The sequence below is a fragment of the Solibacillus palustris genome (genome assembly GCF_022549215.1).
Classification (GTDB): Bacteria; Bacillota; Bacilli; order Bacillales_A; family Planococcaceae; genus Solibacillus; species Solibacillus daqui.
Window position 1 is genome coordinate 399,735 of sequence record NZ_JAKZFC010000002.1, and the last position, 23,213, is coordinate 422,947.

The following is a 23,213-nucleotide window of genomic DNA, read 5'->3' on the forward strand; positions in this document are numbered from 1 at the left end:
TAAAGAACACAAATTTACATTTAACTTAAATGTACTCAGCATACAGCACATGTAACAAACTTAGAAGAAACGAAAGGGGGACTGGCTCTATGATTGGTTATATTGTGAAACGCTTTTTAATGATGATTGTGACGATTTTAATTATCGCCTCATTGACGTTCTTTTTAATGTTTCAAATTCCAGGTTCACCGTTTGATTCGGATCGAACGACGAACCCAACCATTCAAGCTAACTTAGAAAGCTACTATAATTTAGATAAGCCAATTTATGTTCAGTATTTTACATATTTAGAACGTATTATTACGTTTGACTTTGGACCGTCTATTAAAAAGCCAAGCGAAACGGTAAATGGGCTTCTAGAACGGGGATTCCCGATATCATTTGAGCTTGGGATGGTGACGATATTAGTTGCTCTTATTTCTGGCATTTTATTGGGGACGATTGCAGCGTTACGGCATAATGGGGTCATTGATTATATTGCGATGACGATTGCCGTAATTGGGATATCATTACCGAACTTCATTTTAGCAACGGTACTCATTCAGATATTCGCCGTAAATTTAGGTTGGTTCCCAGCGGCTACATGGTCAAGTTTGAAGCACATGGTGTTACCAACTTTGGCGCTTGCAACGGGTCCAATGGCAATTATTGCTCGTTTAACGCGTGCGAGTATGCTTGAAGTACTGACACAAGATTATATAAAAATGGCACGTGCAAAAGGATTAAAGCCTTGGCGCGTGGTAGTAAGACATGCACTACGAAATGCGTTAATGCCAGTTGTTACTATTTTAGGTTCAATGTTAGCGAGTATTTTAACAGGTACATTTGTAATTGAGCGAATTTTCGGTATTCCGGGGATGGGGAAATACTTCGTTGAAAGTATTAATAACCGTGATTATCCGCTAATTATGGGGACAACAGTATTCTATAGTGCATTCTTAGTATTTATGCTTTTCCTAGTGGATATTATATACGGCTTCTTAGACCCTCGAATTAAGCTACATAAAAAGGAGGGGGATGCATAATGGTTCAAACAAAAGAAATTCCACAAGAGTGGTTTGCTCCTGCTGCAAAAGATGAGCAAAGTAAAGAGCAAGTAGTACGTCCTACGTTGTCGTATTGGGCAGATGCTTGGCGCAGATTACGTAAAAACTATTTAGCATTATTCAGTTTAATATTTTTAGTATTACTATCATTTTTCGCAATTTTAGTACCGATTGTGTCACCGCACTCGGTAACAGAAATCAATTTACCAAATCAAAACTTACCACCAAGTGCAACTCACTGGTTCGGTACCGATGAACTTGGACGTGATGTATTTACGAGAACTTGGTATGGTGCACGAATTTCATTATTCGTCGGGATTGCTGCTGCAACAATTGACTTTTTAATCGGTGTTATTTATGGAGGGGTTGCCGGCTATAAAGGTGGCCGTACAGACACTGTCATGATGCGTATTGTAGAAATTTTATACGGATTACCGAACTTAATCGTTGTTATTTTATTAATGGTTGTAATGGGACCAGGAATGACGACAATTATTATTGCATTAACGGTAACGGGTTGGATTGGGATGGCACGTATCGTTCGAGGACAAGTATTACAGTTGAAAAACTATGAATTTGTTACGGCATCGAAATCATTTGGTGCAGGTACGATGCGCATTATTCGTAAAAATTTATTACCGAATACAATGGGTCCGATTATTGTTCAAATGACGTTAACAGTTCCAAGTGCGATTTTTGCTGAAGCATTTTTAAGTTTTTTAGGACTAGGAATTGCTGCTCCATACGCTTCATGGGGGGTAATGGCGAATGACGCACTTTCTGTTATATCAACAGGTCATTGGTGGCGTTTATTCTTCCCAGCAGTATTTATTTCAATGACAATGTTTGCATTTAATACATTAGGTGATGGATTACAAGATGCACTTGATCCGAAGTTAAGGAGGTAAGCATTCATGATGACAACAAATAACAGCTCGACACAAACTATCGTTCATCCAAATGCACAGCGTGACAATAAAGAAGTCGTGTTACAAGTGGAAGATTTAAAGGTTGTGTTTAAAACTTATGGCGGTACAGTACAGGCTGTGCGCGGTGCTTCCTTTAATTTATATAAGGGTGAAACACTTGCAATTGTAGGGGAATCAGGCTGTGGGAAAAGTGTTACATCGAATGCCATTTTGGGTCTTATTCCAAACCCTCCTGGAACTGTTACTGCAAGGAACATACTGTTTAAAAATAAAGATTTGGCACGCATGTCAAAGAAGCAATATCGTGAAATTCAAGGGAAAGATATTTCTATGATTTTCCAAGATCCTATGACCGCGCTCAATCCAACATTAACAATTGGAGAGCAGCTAACAGAGGGCTTGAAAACACATAAAAAATTAAGCTCGGCTGAAGCAAAGAAAAAAGCGATTGAAATGCTTTCGTTAGTTGGTCTTTCGAATCCAGAAGAACGCTTAAAGCAATATCCTCACCAATTTTCTGGAGGGATGCGTCAACGAATCGTTATTGCAATTGCGCTTATTTGTGAACCAGAATTATTAATCGCAGATGAGCCAACGACTGCACTCGACGTAACGATCCAGGCGCAAATTTTAGAGCTATTTGAGGAAATTCAACAGCGCACAGGTGTTTCGATTATTTTGATTACGCATGATTTAGGGGTTGTAGCGAAAATTGCAGACAGAATTGCAGTGATGTATGCCGGAAAAGTGATTGAAATTGGAACAAAGAGAGATATTTTCTATAATCCTCAACATCCATATACAAAGGGACTACTGAATTCTGTCCCACGCCTAGATTTAAAAGAAGAGGAATTACAGCCAATTGAGGGGACACCCCCAGATTTGTTTGCACCACCAGCGGGATGTGCATTTGCCGCACGTTGCCCATATGCAATGATTGTCTGTAATCATGTCCAGCCAGGTGTGACGGCCTTGACCGATGTCCATCAGGTAAGCTGCTGGTTAAAGGATTCACGTGCAGCACAAGATTAGGTGAATAGCATAAAAATGCTTCACATATAAATCTTCGCACATTTAGTGAAGAAAAATTTAAATTAAAGGGGGATTTCTATGAAAAAATGGCTTTTGTTATTACTAATGTCATTAGTAGCCATCGTACTTGCTGCATGTACTGCAAGTGAAGATGCAGGAAGTTCTGATTCATCAGAAAAGAAGCAATCAGAAGGCGTTGAATCTGATTCAAACACTGATGGAGAAAAAGTTCTATATTTAAACAACGACAATGAGCCAACGTCATTTGATCCATCTATCGGGTTTGACTCGGTTTCTTGGGACCCACTAAACAACTTAATGGAAGGTTTAGTTCGCTTAGATGCGAATCTTGAGCCAAAAGAAGCAATGGCAGAAACAATCGATATTTCTAACGATGGTTTAACATACACATTTACATTACGTGATGCTAAATGGACAAATGGAGATCCTGTAACTGCAGGTGACTTTGTTTATGGCTGGTTACACATGTTAAATCCAGAAACAGCTTCATATTCAGCTTTTTTAGCAACAAGCTATATTGAAGGTGCACAAGCTTACAATGATGGCTCTGGTGATGCAGCAGACGTAGCAATAAAAGCAATCGACGAAAAAACATTTGAGGTAAAATTAATTAATCCATTTGATGGGTTCTTATCAATGATTACACTACCAACTTTCTTCCCTGTTAATGAAAAAGTAGCAACAGTTACACCAACATGGTTTACAAATGCAGATACATTTGTAGGAAATGGTCCATTTAAAATTACAATATGGAACCATGAAGAAAAAATGACGTTTGAGAAAAATGATACTTATTGGGATAAAGATACGGTTCAATTAGACCGCATCGAGTGGGCAATGGTAAATGATTCGAATACATCTTACCAAATGTACCAAACGGGTGAGCTAGATATTACTGCTATCCCATCAACTCTAGCAGATACATTATTAAATGATCCAGAAGCAATTATTTACGATTCAGCAGGTACGCAGTTCTATCGCTTCAACATTACAAAAGAGCCATTTACAAACCAAAAAGTTCGTCAAGCATTCTCTTATGCAATTAATGCACAAGAAATAGTCGATTATGTTGTTAAAACAGGAAACAAGGTAGCAAACGGTTTCGTTTCTTATGGATTTAAAGGTCCAGATGGAAAGGATTTCCGCGAAACGCAGGGTTCATTAATTAGCTTTGATGCTGAAAAGGCGAAGCAATTATTAGCGGAAGGTATGGCAGAAGAAGGTTGGGACACTTTACCTGCTGTAGAGCTTTCATACAATACAAGCGATGAATTAAAATCAGTTGCTGAAACAATCCAAAGCCAATTAAAACAAGTTTTAGGTGTAGAAGTAACAGTCCAAAACTCTGAGTGGGCAGTATTCCGTGAAGACCAAGTAGCGTTAAAATTACAATTCTCTCGTTCTACATTCGGTCACGATTATGCTGATCCAATCAATGCATTAGAAAACTTTACTTCTGACAATGATGCAATGAACCGTACAGGTTGGAAAAATGCTGCGTATGATGAGCTGATTAAAAAAGCACGTGCTGAAGTAGATGCACAAACACGTTGGAATTACTTATTAGATGCAGAAAAAATTCTAATTGAAGAAGCGCCATTAGTGCCACTATACTACTACAATGGTTCAGCATTACAAAAATCGAATGTGAAAAACATTGTTCGCCCAGTTGTAGGTTCAATTGAATTAAAATATGCAACAAAAGAGTAATTATTTTAGAGATTGCGAGGTCATTATTGGCTTCGCAATTCCTTTTCAATTACCTGTCTTTAGACATGAGTGAATGAGGTAACATTCGTTCATGTGTGAAAATAGGGGAAGGGGATAATGGCAATGAGAATAAAACCGAGTCGTTTACAAAAAGGGGATACAATTGGCATTATTTCTCTATCAGGTACATATTGAGTTAGACAATTAGAGAACGCATTACCATTTTTACAGAAGTTAAATCATCCTTGGTTCAAATAAAAATTTAAAATAGAAAGCAATTGCGACATCAGGGGGGCAAAGCTATGCAACAAGGGAAGCTATTATCGGTTAGAAATTTAAAGCGCCATTTTGATTTAGGAAAAGGCAAAACGTTAAAAGCGGTTGATGGCATTTCATTTGATATTTTCAAAGGAGAAACATTTGGACTTGTTGGCGAATCAGGTTGTGGAAAGTCAACAGCTGGGCGAACAATTATGGGTTTGTATAATGCAACTGAAGGCGAAGTTATGTTCAATGGAAAAAATGTGCATGCTGCAAAGGGTGAGGAGAAAAATGCCTTAATTCGTAGTATGCAAATGATATTTCAAGATCCTTATGCATCATTAAACCCACGATCTACCGTTTTTGAAATTATTGCAGAGCCTATCCAGATTCACGGACTCGTTACAGACAAAGCTGAGTTACGTAATCGAGTTGTTGAATTATTAGAAAGTGTTGGTTTGAATCGTGATCATGCGAACCGTTATCCACATGAATTTTCAGGTGGTCAGCGTCAGCGTATTGGAATTGCCCGTGCACTTGCACTAGATCCTGATTTTATTATTGCTGATGAACCGATTTCTGCACTAGATGTATCTGTGCAAGCTTCCGTTGTGATGTTGCTACAAAAACTGCAAAAGGAAAAAGGATTAACGTATTTATTTATTGCGCATGATTTATCAATGGTCAAATACATTTCAAGTCGAATTGCGGTTATGTATTTAGGAAATATGGTGGAGCTCACAACGAGTGAAAATTTATACGATAATCCATTGCATCCATATACAGCAGCATTGTTGTCTGCGATTCCAATTCCAGATCCGGATATTGAAGAGTCTCGACAGCGAATTATTTTAGAAGGTGAAATTCCAAGCCCAATTAATCCACCAACAGGTTGTGTATTTCATTCACGTTGTCCAAAAGCGATGCCACACTGTTCACAAAAGGTACCGATATGGACACAATATGAAGAAGGCCATTTTGTAGCATGTCATTTATATGCAACTAATTAAAATGTAATGGTATGGTTTATTTTATTTCCAATGCGAAATAAAGAATTGCAGTGATAATTTATTGTTTAATTAAGCTATTATTGGGTAGTTTATATGTAGACTCATGCAAATTGTATGGGTGTTAAGTCTCTCCCCCAATAGTAGACTGGAAAAATGCCCTTTTTCGAAAAAAGGGCATTTTTTGATTATATCGTGAACTTTTTCACGGTACTAGCTAAGTCGTTGCTCAGTAAGTTTAATTGTTCGCATTCTTCTGCTACTAATTGAATAGATATTAGCTGCTCGTCACTAGAAGCGCTAACTTCTTCGCATGTAGCTGCGAAGGTTTTAATTTTTTTCAGTTTGTTTAAAGGATACATAACAAATAAAGTTAAATACTCCAGCATTAATTATTATTAATATTGTCACTTTATCAGTTATAAAAGTGTTTGATTGCAAACAAGAAATATAATAGACAATAAATTGATAAAATAAAAACACTCCCCTTACCACATGGAAAGAGAGTTTTGTAAGATGATGCAACAACTCAATCTAATGAATCTAATTTTCTATATATATATTTCGACCGCGCTTCAATAAAATTCAATATATACTCGGGTTCCTTATCAAACAAATGGATATCGTCTTTTTTATAAGGATCTTTTTGAATATAAGGCCTTATTAAATCATGCATACCTTGTATTTTCGGTTTCAAATAGTCTACATTAAATTGGTTGTTTAAAATAACTATTAGCAAGTTTTTGTATTGATGTCGAAATGTTTTTACGTCGAGAATTCTTGCGGTAAGCGTATTAAATCCTTCGATTCTTAAATAGTCTTCCTCCATCACTTTCCCGTTTACATCCCTTCCCCATGTTGCATCGTAATCCCACGGGATGATTTCGAATAGCCTAGTTTCGCTATTCTGGTACAATGCGTAATTATGAACAAAACCATCAAAATTTTGGGTGAAAACAACGCCTGCTAACCAAATAAGATATTGATCAACGTTGAGATATTTTACAATTTCATTCTCAAATTCATCTTTTGGAATAGTATTAATTTCAATAATCATTTTTTGCAAATGAAATTCATCTTGTTCCGTCCCATATTTTAGTTCATAGCCAACATTAAGTGATTTCTTTACTTCTTTATCAAGGTCACTCATCAATGAAAAGTTAGCATCGCCATCAACCGCATAGAATATTGGTCCTTGCGGTAGTTGTCGTTTCTTAAGGAAATACTCATCTACTGATTCTAATTCCAAATATAGCCCTTCATTTTTCCCATTCAATTTCATATTTACAAATTGGGACTTTGGAGATAAACACCCTATTTCATTGAAAAAATCGAGCGATAGTTTATTTCTTAATAGAGAAGGATCTTTATATTCTGCGTTGATATGAATTTCTTTGGCATTTCTATACGTACTTGGCTTATTAAACGAAATATGATACGACTTTTTTCGGAAATCCCGGATATGGGAGCCTCGATAGGCGATATCAATGTCATATTTTCTTTTGTTAATCGTTAGCTTGGCTGGGATAGGGTCGTCACACCATATATCTTTCCGAAGTTCACTTAAATCTATAGGATGAATAAAAAGTTGATATTCAGGTATTATTCTTCTGTTATCCACGTGAATTCTTTCCTTTCATTTTTAAATTATTCGTGTAAAACAAAAAATGTAAGATTCCACACAAAGATATAGTGTTGAAATTTTTCTTTCCAAAACTATGCGACTATCACTTTCATCGTTAGCACATCCTCATATATTACGATAAGGGAAAGAAAAGTGCAGGTGCATGGGTTTGATTCTTTTTAAAAAGAAATCTACCTTCTTTCTCTGATAAATATGAAAGGAGGATTGAATATGTCACTTATACAGAATGCAGTGGAAATGGCTAACAACTCAGGGTTAGGTCACTTCATGCACCAGGATCCTATTAGTAACGAACGATGCACGCGCAAGAGACGTCGAACTTCGCGAAACAAACGCTGCACGAGCAGGGAACGTCGAACTTCACGAAACAAACGCTGCACGAGCAGGGAACGTCGAACTTCACGAAACAAACGCTGCACGAGCAGGGAACGTCGAACTTCACGAAACAAACGCTGCACGAGCAGAAAACGTCGAACTTCACGAAACAAACGCCGTACGAGCAGAGTACGTCGAACTTCGCGAAACCAAAAACGCAAGAGACGTAACTGTTGTAATGACTAATTTTTTAAAAGCTTTAGGCGATTTTTGGCTATCAGAAGAGTATGTTATTCAATGGACTACTGAGTGAGTTTGTAAACAAAGTTAACTAGTTCCTACTAGTTAACTTTGTTCTGTGTTATTCCTATCTAAGTCCAAGGTTTGAAAGAAAAGTGAAGGGCAGCTGGGGATTCCGTCTGATTTTTTCTTTTATGTATTTTCTTCTGGATGAATGTAATTGTTGTATATTACATAACAACTTAGAATTGTTTAAAGCACTGTAGTCTATCCACTTTTCTCGTTTAAACAAGAAATTTCTTGAACGGCGTGAACCGTTATCCTCATATTCCTTGGTATATAGGGAGACTGGGAAACATTTGGTTTTCAAAACGATGAAAAAATCGGGGTATAAAACTGGGAAACATTTAATGACCTACTAATGCACAGGATTTAACACTTTTTACCTCCCTTCTTAGGGCATTATAGTAAAGAATATGTTTAATTAATGAAGAGGCTTAGACTAAGACCCATATTTAAGATCTTTGAATGGAACGATCTTGGGATTGTTTCACAAATCACCACCTATACAACTACTCTCCAATTGCCACTTATGTAAAGCTCAACAGCATATAATTTATATTCGGAAGTAAATTTAACCATAGAAAAACTGCACTTGCTATTGTTAGATAGTGTCTAACAATAGGGTGCAGTTCAAGAAAAGAGAGGTTTTTTTGTAAGTTACTTTTGATTAGGTTACATTTTTGGAATAAAAAAAGCCCAGCGCAATATTGAGTGCCTAGGTCTAACTAAAAGCCAAATCCTCATCTGGTTTTTCAGGTAGTGTGACAGACCTTTTGATTTTATTATCCAAGAAATTCTAAGAGATTGTTTACAATCTGTCCATAACATTAAATCATATAATTCATATATTAAATTACCGGCTACTATAGGAAGTGTTTAATATGTGAGCAGTCTGTTAAAAGGAATAATGAGCAACAAGTATTTGCCCGAGAAATATATAATTCCATTGGAAAATCTGCAAAATATATAAAAGGAAATTTTCCTGAAATTGCTGAACAGATTTCTAAATTGGATTTTTAGAAGTTTGTAATAGTTTTGAAATAGCATCTTGATCTTGAATATTTCCTCCTGCAAAGGTAGGGTGGACGATTGCTACGCCCTCATTGTCAATAATAACAGGCGTCACTTCATAGCCTAATTCAATCCTAGATACCATTGACGTTAAATTATCTAATAATATGTTTACACCAAGTACCCCAATAATTTTGTTGCCATCTTGAACAGTAATTGAACCGGTAATTGTAGAGTGGCCAGTATTCTGAATAATATTTTAATAATACAACTGTTTTCATGGATTTACAATTCTTGTTCCTTTTGTACATTAATCTTATGATTTATTCGAAAAAACGCGAAAAATTACGTATAATAATGAGTATCATGAAACTTTTTTGCTGTTTATTCGTAAAAATGATTAGTACAATGATCGGGGGAAATAGATATGTCAGAAAATCCATTATTCGAAGACTTAGATAAACGTCATCAACAACCACAACAAACACAAGCAACTGATATTATTCAACAGCAAGCGAAACCACTTGTATCTGAACAAGAACTTTCACAAATACGTCAGCGTCATGAGCAGTTAAAGATCCAACCACAAGTACAAACACTCGCACAAAAAATTGATGTCAAAAATCAAATTGCAGTTTTAGAGTTTGGAAAGGAAACGGCGCAGGGAATTTCTACGTTTTCTGACCGTATGCTTGCAACTATTAAACAAAGTAACCTTGAAAAATCAACTACGCTTTTAAATAATTTAAATAAAATTATGGACCGTTTCGATCCTCAAGATTTCCAAGAAGAACAGAAAAAGGGATTCTTAAAGAAATTATTCTCAAAAAGTAAAGAACAGTTGGAGCGTATTTTATCTAAATACGATTCAATGAATAAAGAAGTAGATGCGGTTTACACAGAAATTCAAAAATATGAAGTAGAAATGAAACATAATACGGTTCAACTTGAGCAAATGTATGATGAAAACTTAAATTATTTCCATTCTTTAAGTGAACATATCGCAGCAATTGATTTAAAAGTAGGAAATTTACGTCAACAACTACCTGCATTAAACTCAAAAGCAGAAATGGGTGATCATGAAGCCATTATGGAGCTTGAAACGATTTCTCGTGGAATCGAATTACTAGAACAGCGCGGCTACGATTTAGAAATGGCACAGCAGGTATCATTCCAATCTGCTCCGCAAATTCGTTTAATGCAACAAGGTAACAACCATTTAATTGGTAAAATTAATTCTGCATTTGTTACAACAATACCTATTTTCAAACAAGGCTTAATTCATGCTGTCACAATGCAGCGTCAAAAACTTGTGTCAGATTCCATGGCTGAATTAGATCGCCGTACAAATGAAATGCTTGTACGTAATGCTGAGAACGTACGACAAAATTCAGTCAATATTGCACGACAAGCAGGTAGCCCAAGTATCAAAGTTGAAACTATCGAAACAACATGGAAAACGATTATGGCGGGGATTGAAGAAACAAAACAAATTCAGGCAGAAACCGTTCGTAATCGAGAAGAAGGTCGTAAACGAATTGAACAACTGCAATTAGAATATGAAAAATTAAAAAAAATGTAATAAAAACCGCTACATGAGCAATTTTCATGTAGCGGTTTTTAATGTTAAAGGACTTGTAAAATGATTTGCATTTAGCTTTTCAATCGTTTATCATTATAACATAGTAAGCATATAGGGATTATAGGTGAAAGGTTGTGAACGTTATGCCGAATTTACATGAACATACTAAGAATTATTTAATAAAAGTAAATGAACTACCATCATTAGTAACAATGTCGGCACAAGAAGCAAGAGAAATGCGCGCGAAAGCACCTAAACTTAATCGTCCTGCAGCGAAATTTGTAACGATAAAGCAACAAGCGATTACGATGCGAGACGGACATAAAATTAATATCCGAATTTATATACCGAATGGACATGGACCATTTGATATCATTGTTTATTATCATGGTGGGGGTTGGGTGTTAAATGATTTAAATACTTGCCATGAAAGTTGCTCGTATTTAGCGCAACAAACCAATCAAATTGTTGTATCAGTCGAATATAGATTAGCACCAGAATTTAAATTCCCTATTCCTGTATTTGATGCGTTCGATAGTTTTTTATGGGTGAATGAACATGCGTCAAGTTTTGATGGTAATGCGAAAAGAATTTCTGTAGCTGGTGACAGTGCGGGAGGTAATTTAGCTGTAGCAGTAAGTCAATTGGCTGCACAGAAACAATTACCAATCACGTCACAAATTTTACTCTATCCGGTTACAGACTTGAGTTATAATACGAAATCTTATTCATTATTTAAAAAAGGCTTTGGCTTAGATCGTGATGTTATGCAGTGGTTTGGTGACTCTTATATTAGTTCACAAATTGATGCTAACAACCCACTCGTTAGCCCGCTTCAATTGACCAATTTTACACATTTTCCACCTACAATTATTTTTGCGGCAGAAAATGATGTATTACGTGACGAAGCGCTTGAATTTGATAAGAAATTACAAAAAGCAGGCGTTCAAACAAAATCCATTGTTATGGAAGGTCTTGTTCATAGTTACTTTACACATAATGAAGTGTTCGAGCTTGAAATACATCAAACAATTGAGCTAATTGACGCCTTTTTAAAACAATTATCGGAAAAAACACGTGCAAACAATTAGTCGTTTTGCTTTTATTATAGCCATAGTCACGGCTTTATTTTTGGCAATACACCAATTATTTCAAAATTTTATTTTGGAGCAGCTCTTGATTTTAAGGGCTGCTTAATTTTTTTATTTGTCATGTCTAATAAGGGGGTAAAATGGTGAAATTGGGTAAAGAACATACGATAGAAAATCGCCGTTAAAGGAGAATAAGACATGGAATTAAACTTAATGAAAATTGATGAATTTTTAAATTTACCAAAAAGTGTAATCCGTCGTGCAGATGAAAAAGATGTTTTAAATATAAAAAATGAACTGCTCCTGTTGTTAAATAATCGCAGTGGCGAGCAAGATAAAAATCAAATTCGCAAATTAATCAATGAAATCCAATATATGAATCTCTATGTTGTAAAAGATGATTATGACAAAATCATTTATTCTTACGATCCGCCAAAATGCAACACACCCCGTGTCACAATTAATGAAAGTGGTTGGATTGAGCTTGTTAAATAACTGTAAGTGATTCCTACTTGTTGCGTACTAGTATGCAGTTAGTAAGAAAAAAGGAAGAAGGGGCACTAGAAGTGGGGAAAAGTCTTCATCATGATTCCTGTTGTCATTATGCTTTGGGGTGCAACCGGATTTATGAGGAATTGCTTTAGTACTTCATGAGGTGAGCGTACGTTCCTTCAATTTTTAGCATCCATGTTTATAGTGATTTATTGGTCGTATTTATTGTAAGAAAAAAGTCACTAATTTTGAGTCTATTTTCAAGGTTTATTTATGCTTTTTATACATTGTATCCCGCGAGGTTACTATCGAAGCATGGTGTTATACTAATAATAGGCATTCTAATTGTTGGTACTGAAGCCTTTATTTTTAACAAGTATAAAATACATAACACTTGTGAAGATGAATAACCTTAGGAGTTTTGAACCTTTCCATCTATGGTGATTTGGTTAGGATCAACGATGTTTAGGTAGAGTTATGTTGGCATTTTCTTGATGCTCAATTTTGGAGTGAATCTATCAATTACAGGTAGTAAAATATCTAGTCAAACAAGTGCCTAAGTTTAATTACTTTGGCACTTTTATTTTAAATTTAATGTTTGTATTTGTAAAAGGGAGCGTTTTTTGAGAGCATTTGATTATTTTACATTTCATGAACACGATATAATGGAAGTTATAAAACTCTTAGTCATGGCAGATTCATATTAAGTAGAGTGTCGAGCTAATAGGTAATGAAATTCACGAAGAACATGTGCATATTTTTGTAGGACTAAATAATAGAATGATTTGCCTTGCTTGCGAACACTTTATTAGAAGTTGTAAATGAATAGTTGGCACAAGGTGGTCGTTAGCTGTGTTACAAAAAAATCGTAAATTTTGGGGGGATTGAATATGATTCAAACAGTAGCTTCATGGCTTAAACATTCAGCTTCTACTGTCATTTTAACTGGTGCAGGTATGTCAACAGAATCTGGTATACCAGACTTTCGTTCGAAGGCAGGCTGGTGGAAATCAGTTGATCCACGAACTGTCGCATCTGTTGAAAGCCTAACACAAAATTATGAGCTCTTTCGTGAATTTTATCAGCTAAGAATTAAGGCACTTGAACAGGTTAAGCCGCATAAAGGCCATGAAATTTTAGCTGAATGGGAGCAGCAAGGGCTAGTTGGGTTTGTTGCAACACAAAATGTCGATCGGCTACATCAATTAGCGGGTAATAAGCAGGTAGCAGAGCTTCACGGGAATATTTTGACCATTCGCTGTGAAAAATGTGAGAAACCACACAGTAAAGAACATTTTATGAATAACGCTGTATGCACGTATTGCATGCATCATTTACGTCCGAACGTTGTCTTGTTTGGTGAGTCATTGCCACAAGAAGCATGGAACCAAGCATTAAATGAAATTCAACAGGCAGATGTTATACTTGTGATTGGGACGAGTCTTGAAGTATACCCGGTTAATCAATTACCGATGATGGCTAAAGGAAAGCTTGTATATATTAATTTAGAGGTGGAATCACAGACACAAGGCTTTGATGCAATAATACAAGGTACTGCGGGGGAAGTTTTAGCGCAAATTGACGTATTACTTAGTAGATAACACAAGGAAGGGAGCAGTTCTAAATGGACTGCTCCCTTATTATTTGACAGGTGGGAATATATAAATTTTTATATTTATTGGGTAGCGATTAACATAAAGCTATTTAATGATTGACGGTTCGCTTCATCCCGATTCATTAAATGGTAATAGCTTGTTGCTAATGTTTGAATCGCGATTGGTGCTTGATGCAACTGATTGTACAATTCATTTGCGTAGTCAATTTCCCACTCTCCGTCTTGTAAGTACGTCGCATCAATAGTATTTGATTGTTGGATTACAAAACCTGCTTGACCTAGCATTTCTTCAATTTGTGCTTTATGGAAAACGTTTTGAATGTTGCCGTCCCCACCGCAAAATGCACTATAAAGGGCAAGAATATTTACAGCACAAAAGTGTGAGCGTTGACTAATTTCTGTATAATCAACATCCCATTCAGCAAAACAAACGCGATTTGTCATTGATTTCATTTTCATAAAGTAGGAATGCAGTTGCTGTGGCCTCGCAAAATACCAAGAGCAGTGTGATAGAACAATTACATCGAACATTTCTGCTGTATTAAATGCTAAAAAGTCCGTTTCGTAGTGAAAGTCAATACGAGAACCGAGGGGGGATTGCTTGATTGTATCCGAAGCTTCTCCTAGTGTAATCGGTGCCCCGTAGTGCGGTGCAGCAATATCAATTGCCACCACTTTACCTGTTTGACCAACGGCATCTGCTAAAGCAACTGTTGTATCTCCCTGACCACAGCCAATTTCTAATACTCGCATTCCTTTTTCGATGTTGAATTCTTCGACTAATGCAATTCGATGTGTTAACTGTGTGCGTTGAATGGAGTCATCTCCAATAATTTTCATACATGCTAATAAGTGATTCAATTTTTTCAGCTCCAATAATCCTATTAATTGTTATTGAGCTTAAAAATATACTCAATAACGGTTTTCATATACCTCATATATAACTACCATCAATTCATCGACTCCTATCTTTAGATAGTATCAGTTAATCATTTTTCTGAAATTTTTGCAAATAATGGATAGTGAGAATGGACTTCTGAAAACGGGTTAAAATATAAAAGTGAGGAGTAGAAATAATAGATAAGTAAGGAGGATAATATTAATAAAAGTTACTCAATTAGATATATTGCAGTAAAGATTAGGAGAACGGCAGATTAAAACATATTACTGAGCTGTTGTGTTTCCTAGGTATATCGCAAAAGGCGAACATTAATATAAAAATTATCTGTAAAATTCGGTTTTACTGTTGACAACGCTTTCACCATCTTGTAAAGTAGCTAGTGGCGAATGAAAGAATAAATAAATTAATGTTCGTGTTTAGGAGTGTTGTAAAATGATGGATACAGTTTTTGATTATGAGGATATTCAATTAATTCCGGCGAAATGTATTGTGAAAAGCCGTACAGAATGTGATGCTACAGTGAAATTAGGCAACCATACATTTAAATTACCGGTTGTCCCAGCAAATATGCAAACAATTTTAGATGAAAATTTAGCTGAACAATTAGCTTCTCAAGGCTATTTCTATATTATGCACCGTTTTAACCCGCACACACGTGCACAATTTGTACGTGATATGCAGCAAAAAGGGTTAATCGCATCAATTTCTGTTGGTGTAAAAGACGAAGAATATGATTTTGTTGAACAGTTAGCAAATGAGCAACTTGTTCCTGAATTTATTACAATTGATATTGCGCATGGTCATTCAAACCAAGTAATTAATATGATTGGTCATATTAAAAAGTATTTACCAAATACGTTTGTAATTGCTGGAAATGTTGGTACACCTGAAGCAGTACGCGAATTAGAAAATGCTGGCGCAGATGCAACAAAAGTGGGAATCGGCCCTGGTAAAGTATGTATTACAAAAATTAAAACAGGTTTTGGTACAGGCGGCTGGCAATTAGCGGCACTTCGCTGGTGTGCTAAGGCTGCAACGAAACCAATTATTGCGGATGGTGGTATTCGTACAAATGGGGATATCGCAAAATCAGTTCGCTTCGGTGCTTCAATGGTTATGATTGGTTCATTATTTGCTGGTCACGAAGAATCACCAGGGAAAAAGGTAGAAGTTGATGGCAAACAAGTAAAAGAATACTTCGGATCAGCGTCAGAGTTCCAAAAAGGTGAGCGTAAAAACGTAGAAGGTAAAAAAATGTATGTCGATTCTAAAGGTTCAATTTTCGATACATTAACCGAGATGGAACAAGATTTACAGTCTTCGATTTCATATGCAGGTGGTAAAACATTAGCTTCAATCCGCACGGTGGATTACGTTGTCGTGAAGAATTCAATCTTTAATGGCGATAAAATTTGAAATTTTCAGAAAAATAGTTGACTTTTTATAGCTTTATCAAGTACACTTCATTTCAAGAGTACATGGAAGCGTTGAATGGAAGTAGTAAATGGTATGTATACCTTTAGAGAGCCAGTGGTTGGTGCAAACTGGTGGATACAGCTATTGAACTCGTCCAGGAGCATACGACCTGAAATGATAGTAGGGAAGTCGGGAGCCTGCCGTTAAAAGGGCTTTAAGTGGAGCGTTTAGGCGTTCAATTAGAGTGGTACCGCGAGTTCAACCTCGTCTCTATTCGGAGAAATCCGTTTAGAGGCGAGGTTTTTTATTGTGATGTCTAGGCTAAAGCGATAGCTCCTCGCATCATTGGGTCCCGCCGTCTAAAGTCGGTGGAGCGCATACTTTCTAGTCGGGCCCACTATCGGACTTCCATGGTCAAAATAATTTAGAAGAAAAGGGGAGTTTACAATGAGTCGAAAAATTTGGGTTTTTGATACAACATTACGTGATGGCGAGCAGGTGCCTGGAGCCAAGTTGAACTTATACGAAAAGGTGGAAATCGCTCAACAACTCAAAAAACTAGGTGTTGACATTATTGAAGCTGGATTCCCTGCTTCGTCACAAGGTGATTTTGATGCAGTAAAGGCCGTCGCACAAAAGGTGGGTAATTCATCAGATATTATGATTACTGCACTAGCACGCGCTGTGAAAAATGATATTGATTCAGTTTATAATGCTGTCAAGCACGCACAAAATCCAATGATTCATATGGTACTAGGAACTTCTGATATTCATGTTGAAAAGAAATTTAGTAAGTCAAAAGATCAAATTTTACAGATTGGTATAGACGCAGTGAAATATGCGAAAACCCTATTACCACAAGTACAATATTCTACTGAAGATGCATCTCGCTCGGATTTTGAATATTTGTGGAAAACAATCGAGGCGGTTATGAAGGCTGGAGCGACAATGATTAACGTGCCAGATACGGTAGGATACGCAGAGCCAGAGCAATGGGGTGAAATGATTGCGAAATTAAATTACCGTATGAAAAATTTAGATGATTCGGTATTGCTTTCTGTACATTGTCACAACGACTTAGGAATGGCGACAGCAAATACCCTTGCTGCTGTGAAAAATGGAGCGGACAAAATCGAAGTTACCATGAATGGTATTGGCGAACGCGCAGGAAATGCGGCACTTGAAGAAGTTGTTATGGCGATTAAAACGCGCGGCGATGTTTATAGTGTATTCACGGATATAAATACGAAGGAAATTATCAATACATCTCGCTTAGTTTCAAGCTTTATGGGGCTTGATGTACAGGTCAATAAAGCAATCACAGGTGACAATGCCTTCGCACATTCATCTGGTATTCACCAAGATGGCTTATTAAAATCACGTGATGCATATGAAATTGTGCACCCCGAAGATGTTGGGTTAGACGACATGGAATTAGTGTTAACAGCACGTTCTGGGCGTCATGCAGTGAAAAATGCATTAGCAAAACTAGGCTTTAATGAATTTGCGGATGAAGAATTTGAAGGGATTTTCGAAAACTTCTTAAAACTAGCGGATTCGAAAAAAGAAGTATACGATCATGATTTATATGTAATTGTTGAAAACTACTACGAAAAATCAGACAAAAACAACCCGAACAAAGAATCGTATAAAGACCAATTTTATGATTTAGAGGATTTACAAATTATCGCAAATTCAACATTCCCAAATGCGAGTGTAAAAATTCGTAAAGGTGAAGAAATATTTAAAGCAAGTGCTGTCGGTTCAGGCCCTATTGATGCCCTGTATTCTGCTATTGCAAATGTTACTGACATCAATGTGAAATTAGTAGAGTATAATATTAGCTCGGTTTCACGTGGTCAAGAGGCACTTGGTAAAGTTAAAATTATTGTTGAATACAACGGTGAAAAATACATTGCAAAAGCAGCAGATACTGATATTTTAAAAGCTTCTGCATTTGCTTATATAAATGCAATTAACAGCATTATTGTTGCACAAATTACACCACAACCGCTAACAGAAACTGCGAATATATAAAAAAAGCGTGTCCCTTTTGAAAACGGGGCACGCTTTTTCAGTTATTTTATTAGCTGTTTTGCAAGTAATGTGTAGCTGTTTATACGTTGTTCAATCGAATAAAGATTACTATTAATCATCGCCTCATCGAAGCCGTATTCCGCTTGCTCTTCTAAAATTTTCGCAGCCACATCCTCTGCTGAACCGATAAGCATTAAATGTCGATTTTGCTCTAGCAACATTTTATCCATTTCAGTTAAAGGATAGTCGTTTGCTTCTTCAGGTGACATAACATTTAATAATTTTCCACGCATTAAATTTAAACGACTAATTTGCATAGGCATGGAGTAATATTCTGCTTCATCGGCTGTTGCTGCTACGCTGACAGCATAGGTTGTAATTATTTTTGGCTTTTCCATATAGTAAGAAGGTTGAAAGCTACTACGATAATCATCAAAAATTGATTTTGACATTTGCCCGTTAAAAAATTGTGCAAACGAGTAGCCAAGCCCTGCAGCACCGGCTTGACGTGCACTTTGACCACTAGAGCCAAGTAACCATGCCTCCGGTAATTGTACTTTAAAAGGAGTGGCTACAACATTATCATAAACGGCTTCACCTGTACGCTGTTCATTCATAAGACGTAAAATAACGTCAAGCTTTTCGTATTGTTCTGTCAAATCTGGACGGCGCCCACTTGCTAAAGCAGTCATAGCTGGCATATCTCCACCAGGAGCACGCCCCGCACCAAAATCAACCCTACCTGGTGCAAGTGCAGATAATGTTTTAAACACTTCCGCAACTTTAAAGGGCGAATAATGCATCATCATAATTCCGCCTGTCCCTACACGAATACGTTCTGTTTTAGCTGCAATGTATGCCGCAGTTACTTCTGGTGCCGAGCTCGCAAGTGTCGTTGTATTATGATGTTCTGCAAACCACATACGTTCATAACCCAATTCATCGCCAAGCTGTGCAATTTTTACACTATTTGAGAGTGCCTCTGTAGAAGTCATTCCTTTTGAAATAGGCACTTGATCTAAAATACTAATTTTCATCATTTTCACCTCGTTACTAGAAACATTAACGAAACGACTTCAATTTGTAAAATTATTGGCCTAAAAAATAAGTTTTTAATAGTGCTGCTCGTTCTCGAATACGTGATTTTAGCTCAACAACTTTTGGTGTAGGTGCTGCAATGACATCTGAATCTAAACCGAGTTTCTTCGCAAGAATATTTGCGCGTTTTAAGTGAAAGTCATTAGAAACAATTGTAATCTTAGTAGTGTTTTCAGGTAATAATTGTTTAGAAAATTTGATATTTTCATAAGTAGATGTAGATTTGTCTTCAATTAGAATACGCTCAGCATCAATACCTGCCCGCACTAAATAATCATACATAACAGAAGCCTCAGTTTGATCTTCATCAATACCTTGCCCTCCTGAAACAATTGCGGTTACATGCGGATATTGTTGTAAATAGTCGGTCGCAACATCTAAGCGGTATTTTAATGATAATGATGGTACGCCACCTGGCTTTACCTTGGCACCAAGAATAATGACATAATCATTTGTACCATTTGCTTTTTCTTTTGCAGCTTTATCCATTTCGTTCCCGAGCCATATGTATACAATCGCAGGTATAGTTAGAACAGCGAATCCAACAATGAGCCATTTATTCATTGAAAAACCCCCTTTATGTACTATACGTAGATGAAAGGGGGAATGTTTCGCATTCGAAAGGATTTTTGCAGTTATTTATTTCGGTGAATTAGTAATTGTAATTATTTCAAGGTATTCACATTCGGAAATAATTAGTGCTATTTTGATGCATCATTTATTTTTCTGACACTGCTTGATGATGTTTTGCTTGTACTTGTATACTTAAATAATTTAGATATCGGATGAGTACATAACCAACAATGCATACAGCAAGTAAAAGCTGTACGTAAAAATAACTTGTCATTATACTTTTAAAAATGCCCTGTAAATTAACATAGTGAAGCATCATATTTGTCGCAGTTGCTGAAATGACAAGAGGGAAAGTCATAGCCGCATAACTTGGATAAAACGGAAGCATCAACATTGAAGGGAGCTTCGATAATACTAAGAAATATAATAGCTGAGCAACTACATATAATACAGCAATCATCGTTATAGAAGTATTAAATTGCTCGAAATAAGCAGCCAAAATAAGTGATGCCGGCGCTGATAAAATCGCTAGCATTGGAATGGTTGGCTCTGGTAAATCTTTGCGAATAAAGCCACGTAAAATGACAATTGGTGCGACAATTACAAACGCACAAAAAGCAAAAATTACAATCCCTTGAGTAAAGTTGCCAGAAAGGTCTCTCGCAGTTAGAGGCATTACAGCAGTTCCGACAAATAAAACGAGCCAGCTTGGAAAGACATTCGCAATCGTAATATTCTTTTTCCAGATAAACGTAAAAAAGAAGTAGCAAATAATAAATATTTGAGTTACTGCTGCTAAAATCCATAGCGTATGGCTAATCGAGCTACTAATACCGTAATAATGTAAGCCACTACTTAGTACTAACGTTCCCATAGTAAATGTAGGGGATACCGAAGCAATAATAGGGTTTTGCATTTCTGCAACAACGGAATTTGTAGCAAATATTAACTTTCCTAGTAATAATAAAAATAGCACCATACCAACAAAGTAACTAATATGTGCCGCAATTGTAATCTCTAAACCATGCAATAAATTCCCGAGTGAGAAAAATGCAAGCATGACTCCACTTAATGGAATTGGGATTGCTTCGAATAAGTACTTCATATTAATCAATTATTCCTCCATCTAAAAATCGCGCAAAAACAACTTAGCAGTTTTTGCGCGAGGTGTTTATACCTTATTTTACTGCGTTATCTTCAATCCAACAACCGCAATTATGATAAAAGAAATAAATAAAACACGTTTCCAGTCTTTTGATTCATTATAGATGAACATTCCTACAAGTGTTCCACCAACTGTCCCGATACCTGTCCAGACAGCATAGGATACACCCATAGGTAGTGTTTTCATCGCTAATGCTAAAAATGTAAAACTACATGCAAAGGCACCAAATAAGATGGCAAACGATGATAGATTTTTACGTTGTGCTACTTTATTCATGCCGATTACGCCACCAACTTCAAAAAGTCCTGCTAAAATTAAATATACCCAAGCCATTATGCATCCCCCGTTTCTTTCTCACTTGAGAGCATTTTTAAACCAATAACTCCGACTAATAATAAGACGATAAAGCTAATTTTTGTCATGCTAAATGGCTCGTTAAATAATAAGGTTTCGACAATTACCGTTCCAGCTGTCCCGATTCCTGTGAAAACGGCATAAACCGTTGATACAGGTAGTTTGTTTGTTGCGATAATTAAAATGTAAAAGGATAATACGATAAGTGCAATAACACCAATCCATAATGGAATGGTATGTGCATATTTAAGTCCCATCGCCCAGCCAATTTCGATTAGTCCTGCTAAAAATACTAAAAGCCAATACTTTGTCATGATTTTTCTCCTTAATTTGTTATTCCTTTATAAAAGATTTTCCAGCTCGCTTGCAAACGTTTTAGGAATCGTTCATTTCCGCCATATAGCATTTCAACATATAGACTATCTAACAATGCTAAAAAGCTAATTGCTGCGTCTTGCGCGCTAACCTTAATATGCTGTGTACTGAAATAATCTTTAAATAATTGTTCCAAGTAGTCTAAATAATAGTACGCTTGTTTATTTAATGTTTGTTCTAAATGCTGTGGAGTTAAATACAATGTGCGAATAAAAAATTTTGTCTCGACATATTGCTCCATGCGCAGTTCTACTTGCTGTAACAATGGCAATAATTTTTGTTCAATAGGTTGTTGTACATTATTCGTCATATAGGATTTCATAAATGCGAGTTCAAATTGAAGTGCTTCCTCAAAAATGGCTAGATACAAATCATCTTTGCTTTTGAAGTATGTGTAGATCGATTGTTTTTTTATGCCAATCTCGTCTGCAATTTGTGCTAGGGAACCGCCGTTATAGCCATGCTTACCAAAGTTATGAAATGCTGCATGCATCAGTTTTGCTTTTGTCATTTGTTTCACCTTCCTAACGTTCGTAAGGGAAATATAGCACAAGAAATTTGCACATGCAATATTTTTGCATTACAGTGAGAAAAACAGTAGAAATTAGGTGGAAATATGGAACGTTGTGCTTGGGTGAAATTAGATGAACCAGTATATGTGAAATATCATGATGAAGAATGGGGTGTACCTGTTTATGATGATCAAAAATTATTTGAAATGCTTTGCTTAGAAGGTGCACAGGCAGGGCTCAATTGGCTAACCATTTTAAAACGTCGAGAGGGATATCGTGCTGCTTTTGATGGGTTCGATGTTGAAAAAATTTTGCACTATGATGATGCAAAGCTTGCAGCATTAAAAGAAGATGAACGCATCATTCGTAATCGTTTAAAAATAGCGAGCGTTGTTACAAACGCCAAAAGCTATATTAATATGCAACAAAAGCATGGCTCGTTTGCGAACTATATTTGGTCGTTTGTTGATGGGAAGCCTATCATTAATCATTGGGCGCGAATTGAAGATGTACCAGCAACAACTGAGATTAGTGACCGTATGAGTAAACAATTGAAAAAGGATGGATTTAAATTTGTAGGTAGTACAATTTGTTATGCTTTCATGCAAGCTGTAGGAATGGTAAATGATCATACGAAAAATTGTCACTGTTATCAAAAGTAATTATTTGTCTATATTTATTTGGTTGTCACAGAAATAAATCGGTATAGGGTAATTCTATAT

Annotated in this window: 22 protein-coding genes, 1 pseudogene and 1 other annotated feature; of the genes and pseudogenes, 14 read left to right on the forward strand and 9 right to left on the reverse strand. The window is 36.3% G+C overall.

The window, feature by feature from the left end:
- The first annotated feature begins 89 nt into the window (after positions 1 to 89).
- The 5 genes from LZ480_RS09000 to LZ480_RS09020 all read left to right on the forward strand — a co-directional run bounded on the left by LZ480_RS09000 (position 90) and on the right by LZ480_RS09020 (position 6,009).
- Positions 90 to 1,025 (forward strand): ABC transporter permease, encoded by a 936-nt coding sequence (locus tag LZ480_RS09000; RefSeq protein ID WP_241369077.1) that lies wholly within the window; start codon positions 90 to 92, stop codon positions 1,023 to 1,025.
- Positions 1,025 to 1,954 (forward strand): ABC transporter permease, encoded by a 930-nt coding sequence (locus LZ480_RS09005; protein WP_241369078.1) that lies wholly within the window; start codon positions 1,025 to 1,027, stop codon positions 1,952 to 1,954. Before LZ480_RS09000 ends, LZ480_RS09005 begins: the two co-directional genes overlap by 1 nt.
- Positions 1,955 to 1,963: 9 nt before the next feature.
- The gene (locus tag LZ480_RS09010; protein ID WP_408641609.1) at positions 1,964 to 3,007 is read left to right on the forward strand and encodes an ABC transporter ATP-binding protein; all 1,044 of its coding nucleotides are present in this window, start codon (positions 1,964 to 1,966) and stop codon (positions 3,005 to 3,007) included.
- 78 nt (positions 3,008 to 3,085) lie between these two features.
- On the forward strand, positions 3,086 to 4,738 hold the full coding sequence (locus tag LZ480_RS09015) for a peptide ABC transporter substrate-binding protein (protein ID WP_241369080.1): 1,653 nt from the start codon (positions 3,086 to 3,088) through the stop codon (positions 4,736 to 4,738).
- Between the two features lie 302 nt (positions 4,739 to 5,040).
- A complete protein-coding gene (locus LZ480_RS09020; protein WP_241369081.1) occupies positions 5,041 to 6,009 on the forward strand; it encodes an ABC transporter ATP-binding protein in 969 nt (322 codons plus the stop codon).
- Between the two features lie 526 nt (positions 6,010 to 6,535).
- Here LZ480_RS09020 and LZ480_RS09025 read toward each other — a convergent pair.
- A complete protein-coding gene (locus LZ480_RS09025) occupies positions 6,536 to 7,627 on the reverse strand; it encodes a CotH kinase family protein (RefSeq protein WP_241369082.1) in 1,092 nt (363 codons plus the stop codon).
- A 234-nt stretch (positions 7,628 to 7,861) separates the two neighbouring features.
- On the opposite strand from LZ480_RS09025, the pseudogene LZ480_RS20065 reads away from it, so the two are divergent.
- Together LZ480_RS20065 and LZ480_RS09030 are read left to right on the forward strand one after the other, a co-directional pair.
- Positions 7,862 to 7,927 (forward strand): annotated as a pseudogene (locus LZ480_RS20065) (CotG/ExsB N-terminal domain-containing protein); the annotation flags it as partial.
- A gap of 20 nt (positions 7,928 to 7,947) precedes the next feature.
- Positions 7,948 to 8,196, forward strand: coding sequence for a hypothetical protein (locus LZ480_RS09030; protein ID WP_241369083.1), 249 nt, complete (start codon positions 7,948 to 7,950; stop codon positions 8,194 to 8,196).
- Between the two features lie 1,076 nt (positions 8,197 to 9,272).
- On the opposite strand, the gene LZ480_RS09035 is transcribed toward LZ480_RS09030, so the two are convergent.
- Positions 9,273 to 9,425 carry a hypothetical protein gene (locus LZ480_RS09035; protein WP_241369084.1) on the reverse strand — a complete coding sequence of 51 codons (153 nt, stop codon included), beginning with the start codon at positions 9,423 to 9,425 and terminating at the stop codon, positions 9,273 to 9,275.
- A gap of 282 nt (positions 9,426 to 9,707) precedes the next feature.
- Here LZ480_RS09035 and LZ480_RS09040 point away from each other — a divergent pair, with 282 nt between their 5' ends.
- The 4 genes from LZ480_RS09040 (at position 9,708) to LZ480_RS09055 (ending at position 14,046) form a co-directional block, all read left to right on the forward strand.
- On the forward strand, positions 9,708 to 10,862 hold the full coding sequence (locus LZ480_RS09040) for a toxic anion resistance protein (protein ID WP_241369085.1): 1,155 nt from the start codon (positions 9,708 to 9,710) through the stop codon (positions 10,860 to 10,862).
- 143 nt (positions 10,863 to 11,005) lie between these two features.
- Complete coding sequence (locus LZ480_RS09045; RefSeq protein ID WP_241369086.1) at positions 11,006 to 11,953, forward strand: alpha/beta hydrolase; 948 nt, start codon at positions 11,006 to 11,008, stop codon at positions 11,951 to 11,953.
- Between the two features lie 198 nt (positions 11,954 to 12,151).
- Positions 12,152 to 12,448 (forward strand): cytosine deaminase, encoded by a 297-nt coding sequence (locus tag LZ480_RS09050; RefSeq protein WP_241369087.1) that lies wholly within the window; start codon positions 12,152 to 12,154, stop codon positions 12,446 to 12,448.
- Between the two features lie 887 nt (positions 12,449 to 13,335).
- The gene (locus LZ480_RS09055; RefSeq protein WP_241369088.1) at positions 13,336 to 14,046 is read left to right on the forward strand and encodes an SIR2 family NAD-dependent protein deacylase; all 711 of its coding nucleotides are present in this window, start codon (positions 13,336 to 13,338) and stop codon (positions 14,044 to 14,046) included.
- A 74-nt stretch (positions 14,047 to 14,120) separates the two neighbouring features.
- On the opposite strand, the gene LZ480_RS09060 is transcribed toward LZ480_RS09055, so the two are convergent.
- Positions 14,121 to 14,921 carry an SAM-dependent methyltransferase gene (locus LZ480_RS09060; RefSeq protein WP_241369089.1) on the reverse strand — a complete coding sequence of 267 codons (801 nt, stop codon included), beginning with the start codon at positions 14,919 to 14,921 and terminating at the stop codon, positions 14,121 to 14,123.
- 475 nt (positions 14,922 to 15,396) lie between these two features.
- Between LZ480_RS09060 and guaC the strand changes: the two genes are divergently transcribed.
- Positions 15,397 to 16,377, forward strand: coding sequence for a GMP reductase (gene guaC, locus LZ480_RS09065; protein WP_305037322.1), 981 nt, complete (start codon positions 15,397 to 15,399; stop codon positions 16,375 to 16,377).
- Positions 16,378 to 16,439: 62 nt separating this feature from the next.
- Positions 16,440 to 16,652 (forward strand) — a binding site (T-box leader).
- A 172-nt stretch (positions 16,653 to 16,824) separates the two neighbouring features.
- Entirely contained in the window at positions 16,825 to 18,414 is a 1,590-nt protein-coding gene (locus LZ480_RS09070) for a 2-isopropylmalate synthase (protein WP_241369091.1), read from the forward strand.
- A 41-nt stretch (positions 18,415 to 18,455) separates the two neighbouring features.
- On the opposite strand, the gene LZ480_RS09075 is transcribed toward LZ480_RS09070, so the two are convergent.
- From LZ480_RS09075 to LZ480_RS09100, 6 genes are all read right to left on the reverse strand, one after another.
- Positions 18,456 to 19,451, reverse strand: coding sequence for an LLM class flavin-dependent oxidoreductase (locus LZ480_RS09075; protein WP_241369169.1), 996 nt, complete (start codon positions 19,449 to 19,451; stop codon positions 18,456 to 18,458).
- 52 nt (positions 19,452 to 19,503) lie between these two features.
- The gene (locus tag LZ480_RS09080) at positions 19,504 to 20,076 is read right to left on the reverse strand and encodes a YdcF family protein (RefSeq protein WP_241369092.1); all 573 of its coding nucleotides are present in this window, start codon (positions 20,074 to 20,076) and stop codon (positions 19,504 to 19,506) included.
- A 154-nt stretch (positions 20,077 to 20,230) separates the two neighbouring features.
- A complete protein-coding gene (locus LZ480_RS09085; RefSeq protein WP_241369170.1) occupies positions 20,231 to 21,190 on the reverse strand; it encodes a TDT family transporter in 960 nt (319 codons plus the stop codon).
- 78 nt (positions 21,191 to 21,268) lie between these two features.
- Entirely contained in the window at positions 21,269 to 21,583 is a 315-nt protein-coding gene (locus LZ480_RS09090) for a DMT family transporter (RefSeq protein WP_241369093.1), read from the reverse strand.
- A complete protein-coding gene (locus LZ480_RS09095; RefSeq protein ID WP_241369094.1) occupies positions 21,583 to 21,918 on the reverse strand; it encodes a DMT family transporter in 336 nt (111 codons plus the stop codon). Before LZ480_RS09095 ends, LZ480_RS09090 begins: the two co-directional genes overlap by 1 nt.
- An 11-nt stretch (positions 21,919 to 21,929) precedes the next feature.
- Entirely contained in the window at positions 21,930 to 22,490 is a 561-nt protein-coding gene (locus LZ480_RS09100; protein ID WP_241369095.1) for a TetR/AcrR family transcriptional regulator, read from the reverse strand.
- Positions 22,491 to 22,595: 105 nt separating this feature from the next.
- On the opposite strand from LZ480_RS09100, the gene LZ480_RS09105 reads away from it, so the two are divergent.
- A complete protein-coding gene (locus LZ480_RS09105; RefSeq protein ID WP_241369096.1) occupies positions 22,596 to 23,153 on the forward strand; it encodes a DNA-3-methyladenine glycosylase I in 558 nt (185 codons plus the stop codon).
- The last annotated feature ends 60 nt before the right edge of the window (positions 23,154 to 23,213 follow it).

Excerpts from the sequence above, each read along its gene's own strand:
- LZ480_RS09040 (WP_241369085.1), top strand. The coding sequence starts at position 9,708 with ATGTCAGAAAATCCATTATTCGAAGACTTAGATAAACGTCATCAACAA.
- LZ480_RS09010 (WP_408641609.1), top strand. The coding sequence starts at position 1,964 with ATGACAACAAATAACAGCTCGACACAAACTATCGTTCATCCAAATGCA.
- LZ480_RS09105 (WP_241369096.1), top strand. The coding sequence starts at position 22,596 with ATGGAACGTTGTGCTTGGGTGAAATTAGATGAACCAGTATATGTGAAA.
- LZ480_RS09020 (WP_241369081.1), top strand. The coding sequence starts at position 5,041 with ATGCAACAAGGGAAGCTATTATCGGTTAGAAATTTAAAGCGCCATTTT.
- LZ480_RS09100 (WP_241369095.1), bottom strand. The coding sequence starts at position 22,490 with ATGACAAAAGCAAAACTGATGCATGCAGCATTTCATAACTTTGGTAAG.
- LZ480_RS09000 (WP_241369077.1), top strand. The coding sequence starts at position 90 with ATGATTGGTTATATTGTGAAACGCTTTTTAATGATGATTGTGACGATT.
- LZ480_RS09095 (WP_241369094.1), bottom strand. The coding sequence starts at position 21,918 with ATGACAAAGTATTGGCTTTTAGTATTTTTAGCAGGACTAATCGAAATT.
- guaC (WP_305037322.1), top strand. The coding sequence starts at position 15,397 with ATGGATACAGTTTTTGATTATGAGGATATTCAATTAATTCCGGCGAAA.
- LZ480_RS09050 (WP_241369087.1), top strand. The coding sequence starts at position 12,152 with ATGGAATTAAACTTAATGAAAATTGATGAATTTTTAAATTTACCAAAA.
- LZ480_RS09030 (WP_241369083.1), top strand. The coding sequence starts at position 7,948 with ATGCACGCGCAAGAGACGTCGAACTTCGCGAAACAAACGCTGCACGAG.
- LZ480_RS09090 (WP_241369093.1), bottom strand. The coding sequence starts at position 21,583 with ATGGCTTGGGTATATTTAATTTTAGCAGGACTTTTTGAAGTTGGTGGC.
- LZ480_RS09075 (WP_241369169.1), bottom strand. The coding sequence starts at position 19,451 with ATGAAAATTAGTATTTTAGATCAAGTGCCTATTTCAAAAGGAATGACT.
- LZ480_RS09015 (WP_241369080.1), top strand. The coding sequence starts at position 3,086 with ATGAAAAAATGGCTTTTGTTATTACTAATGTCATTAGTAGCCATCGTA.
- LZ480_RS09085 (WP_241369170.1), bottom strand. The coding sequence starts at position 21,190 with ATGAAGTACTTATTCGAAGCAATCCCAATTCCATTAAGTGGAGTCATG.
- LZ480_RS09055 (WP_241369088.1), top strand. The coding sequence starts at position 13,336 with ATGATTCAAACAGTAGCTTCATGGCTTAAACATTCAGCTTCTACTGTC.
- LZ480_RS09045 (WP_241369086.1), top strand. The coding sequence starts at position 11,006 with ATGCCGAATTTACATGAACATACTAAGAATTATTTAATAAAAGTAAAT.
- LZ480_RS09005 (WP_241369078.1), top strand. The coding sequence starts at position 1,025 with ATGGTTCAAACAAAAGAAATTCCACAAGAGTGGTTTGCTCCTGCTGCA.
- LZ480_RS09080 (WP_241369092.1), bottom strand. The coding sequence starts at position 20,076 with ATGAATAAATGGCTCATTGTTGGATTCGCTGTTCTAACTATACCTGCG.
- LZ480_RS09070 (WP_241369091.1), top strand. The coding sequence starts at position 16,825 with ATGAGTCGAAAAATTTGGGTTTTTGATACAACATTACGTGATGGCGAG.
- LZ480_RS09035 (WP_241369084.1), bottom strand. The coding sequence starts at position 9,425 with ATGGTATCTAGGATTGAATTAGGCTATGAAGTGACGCCTGTTATTATT.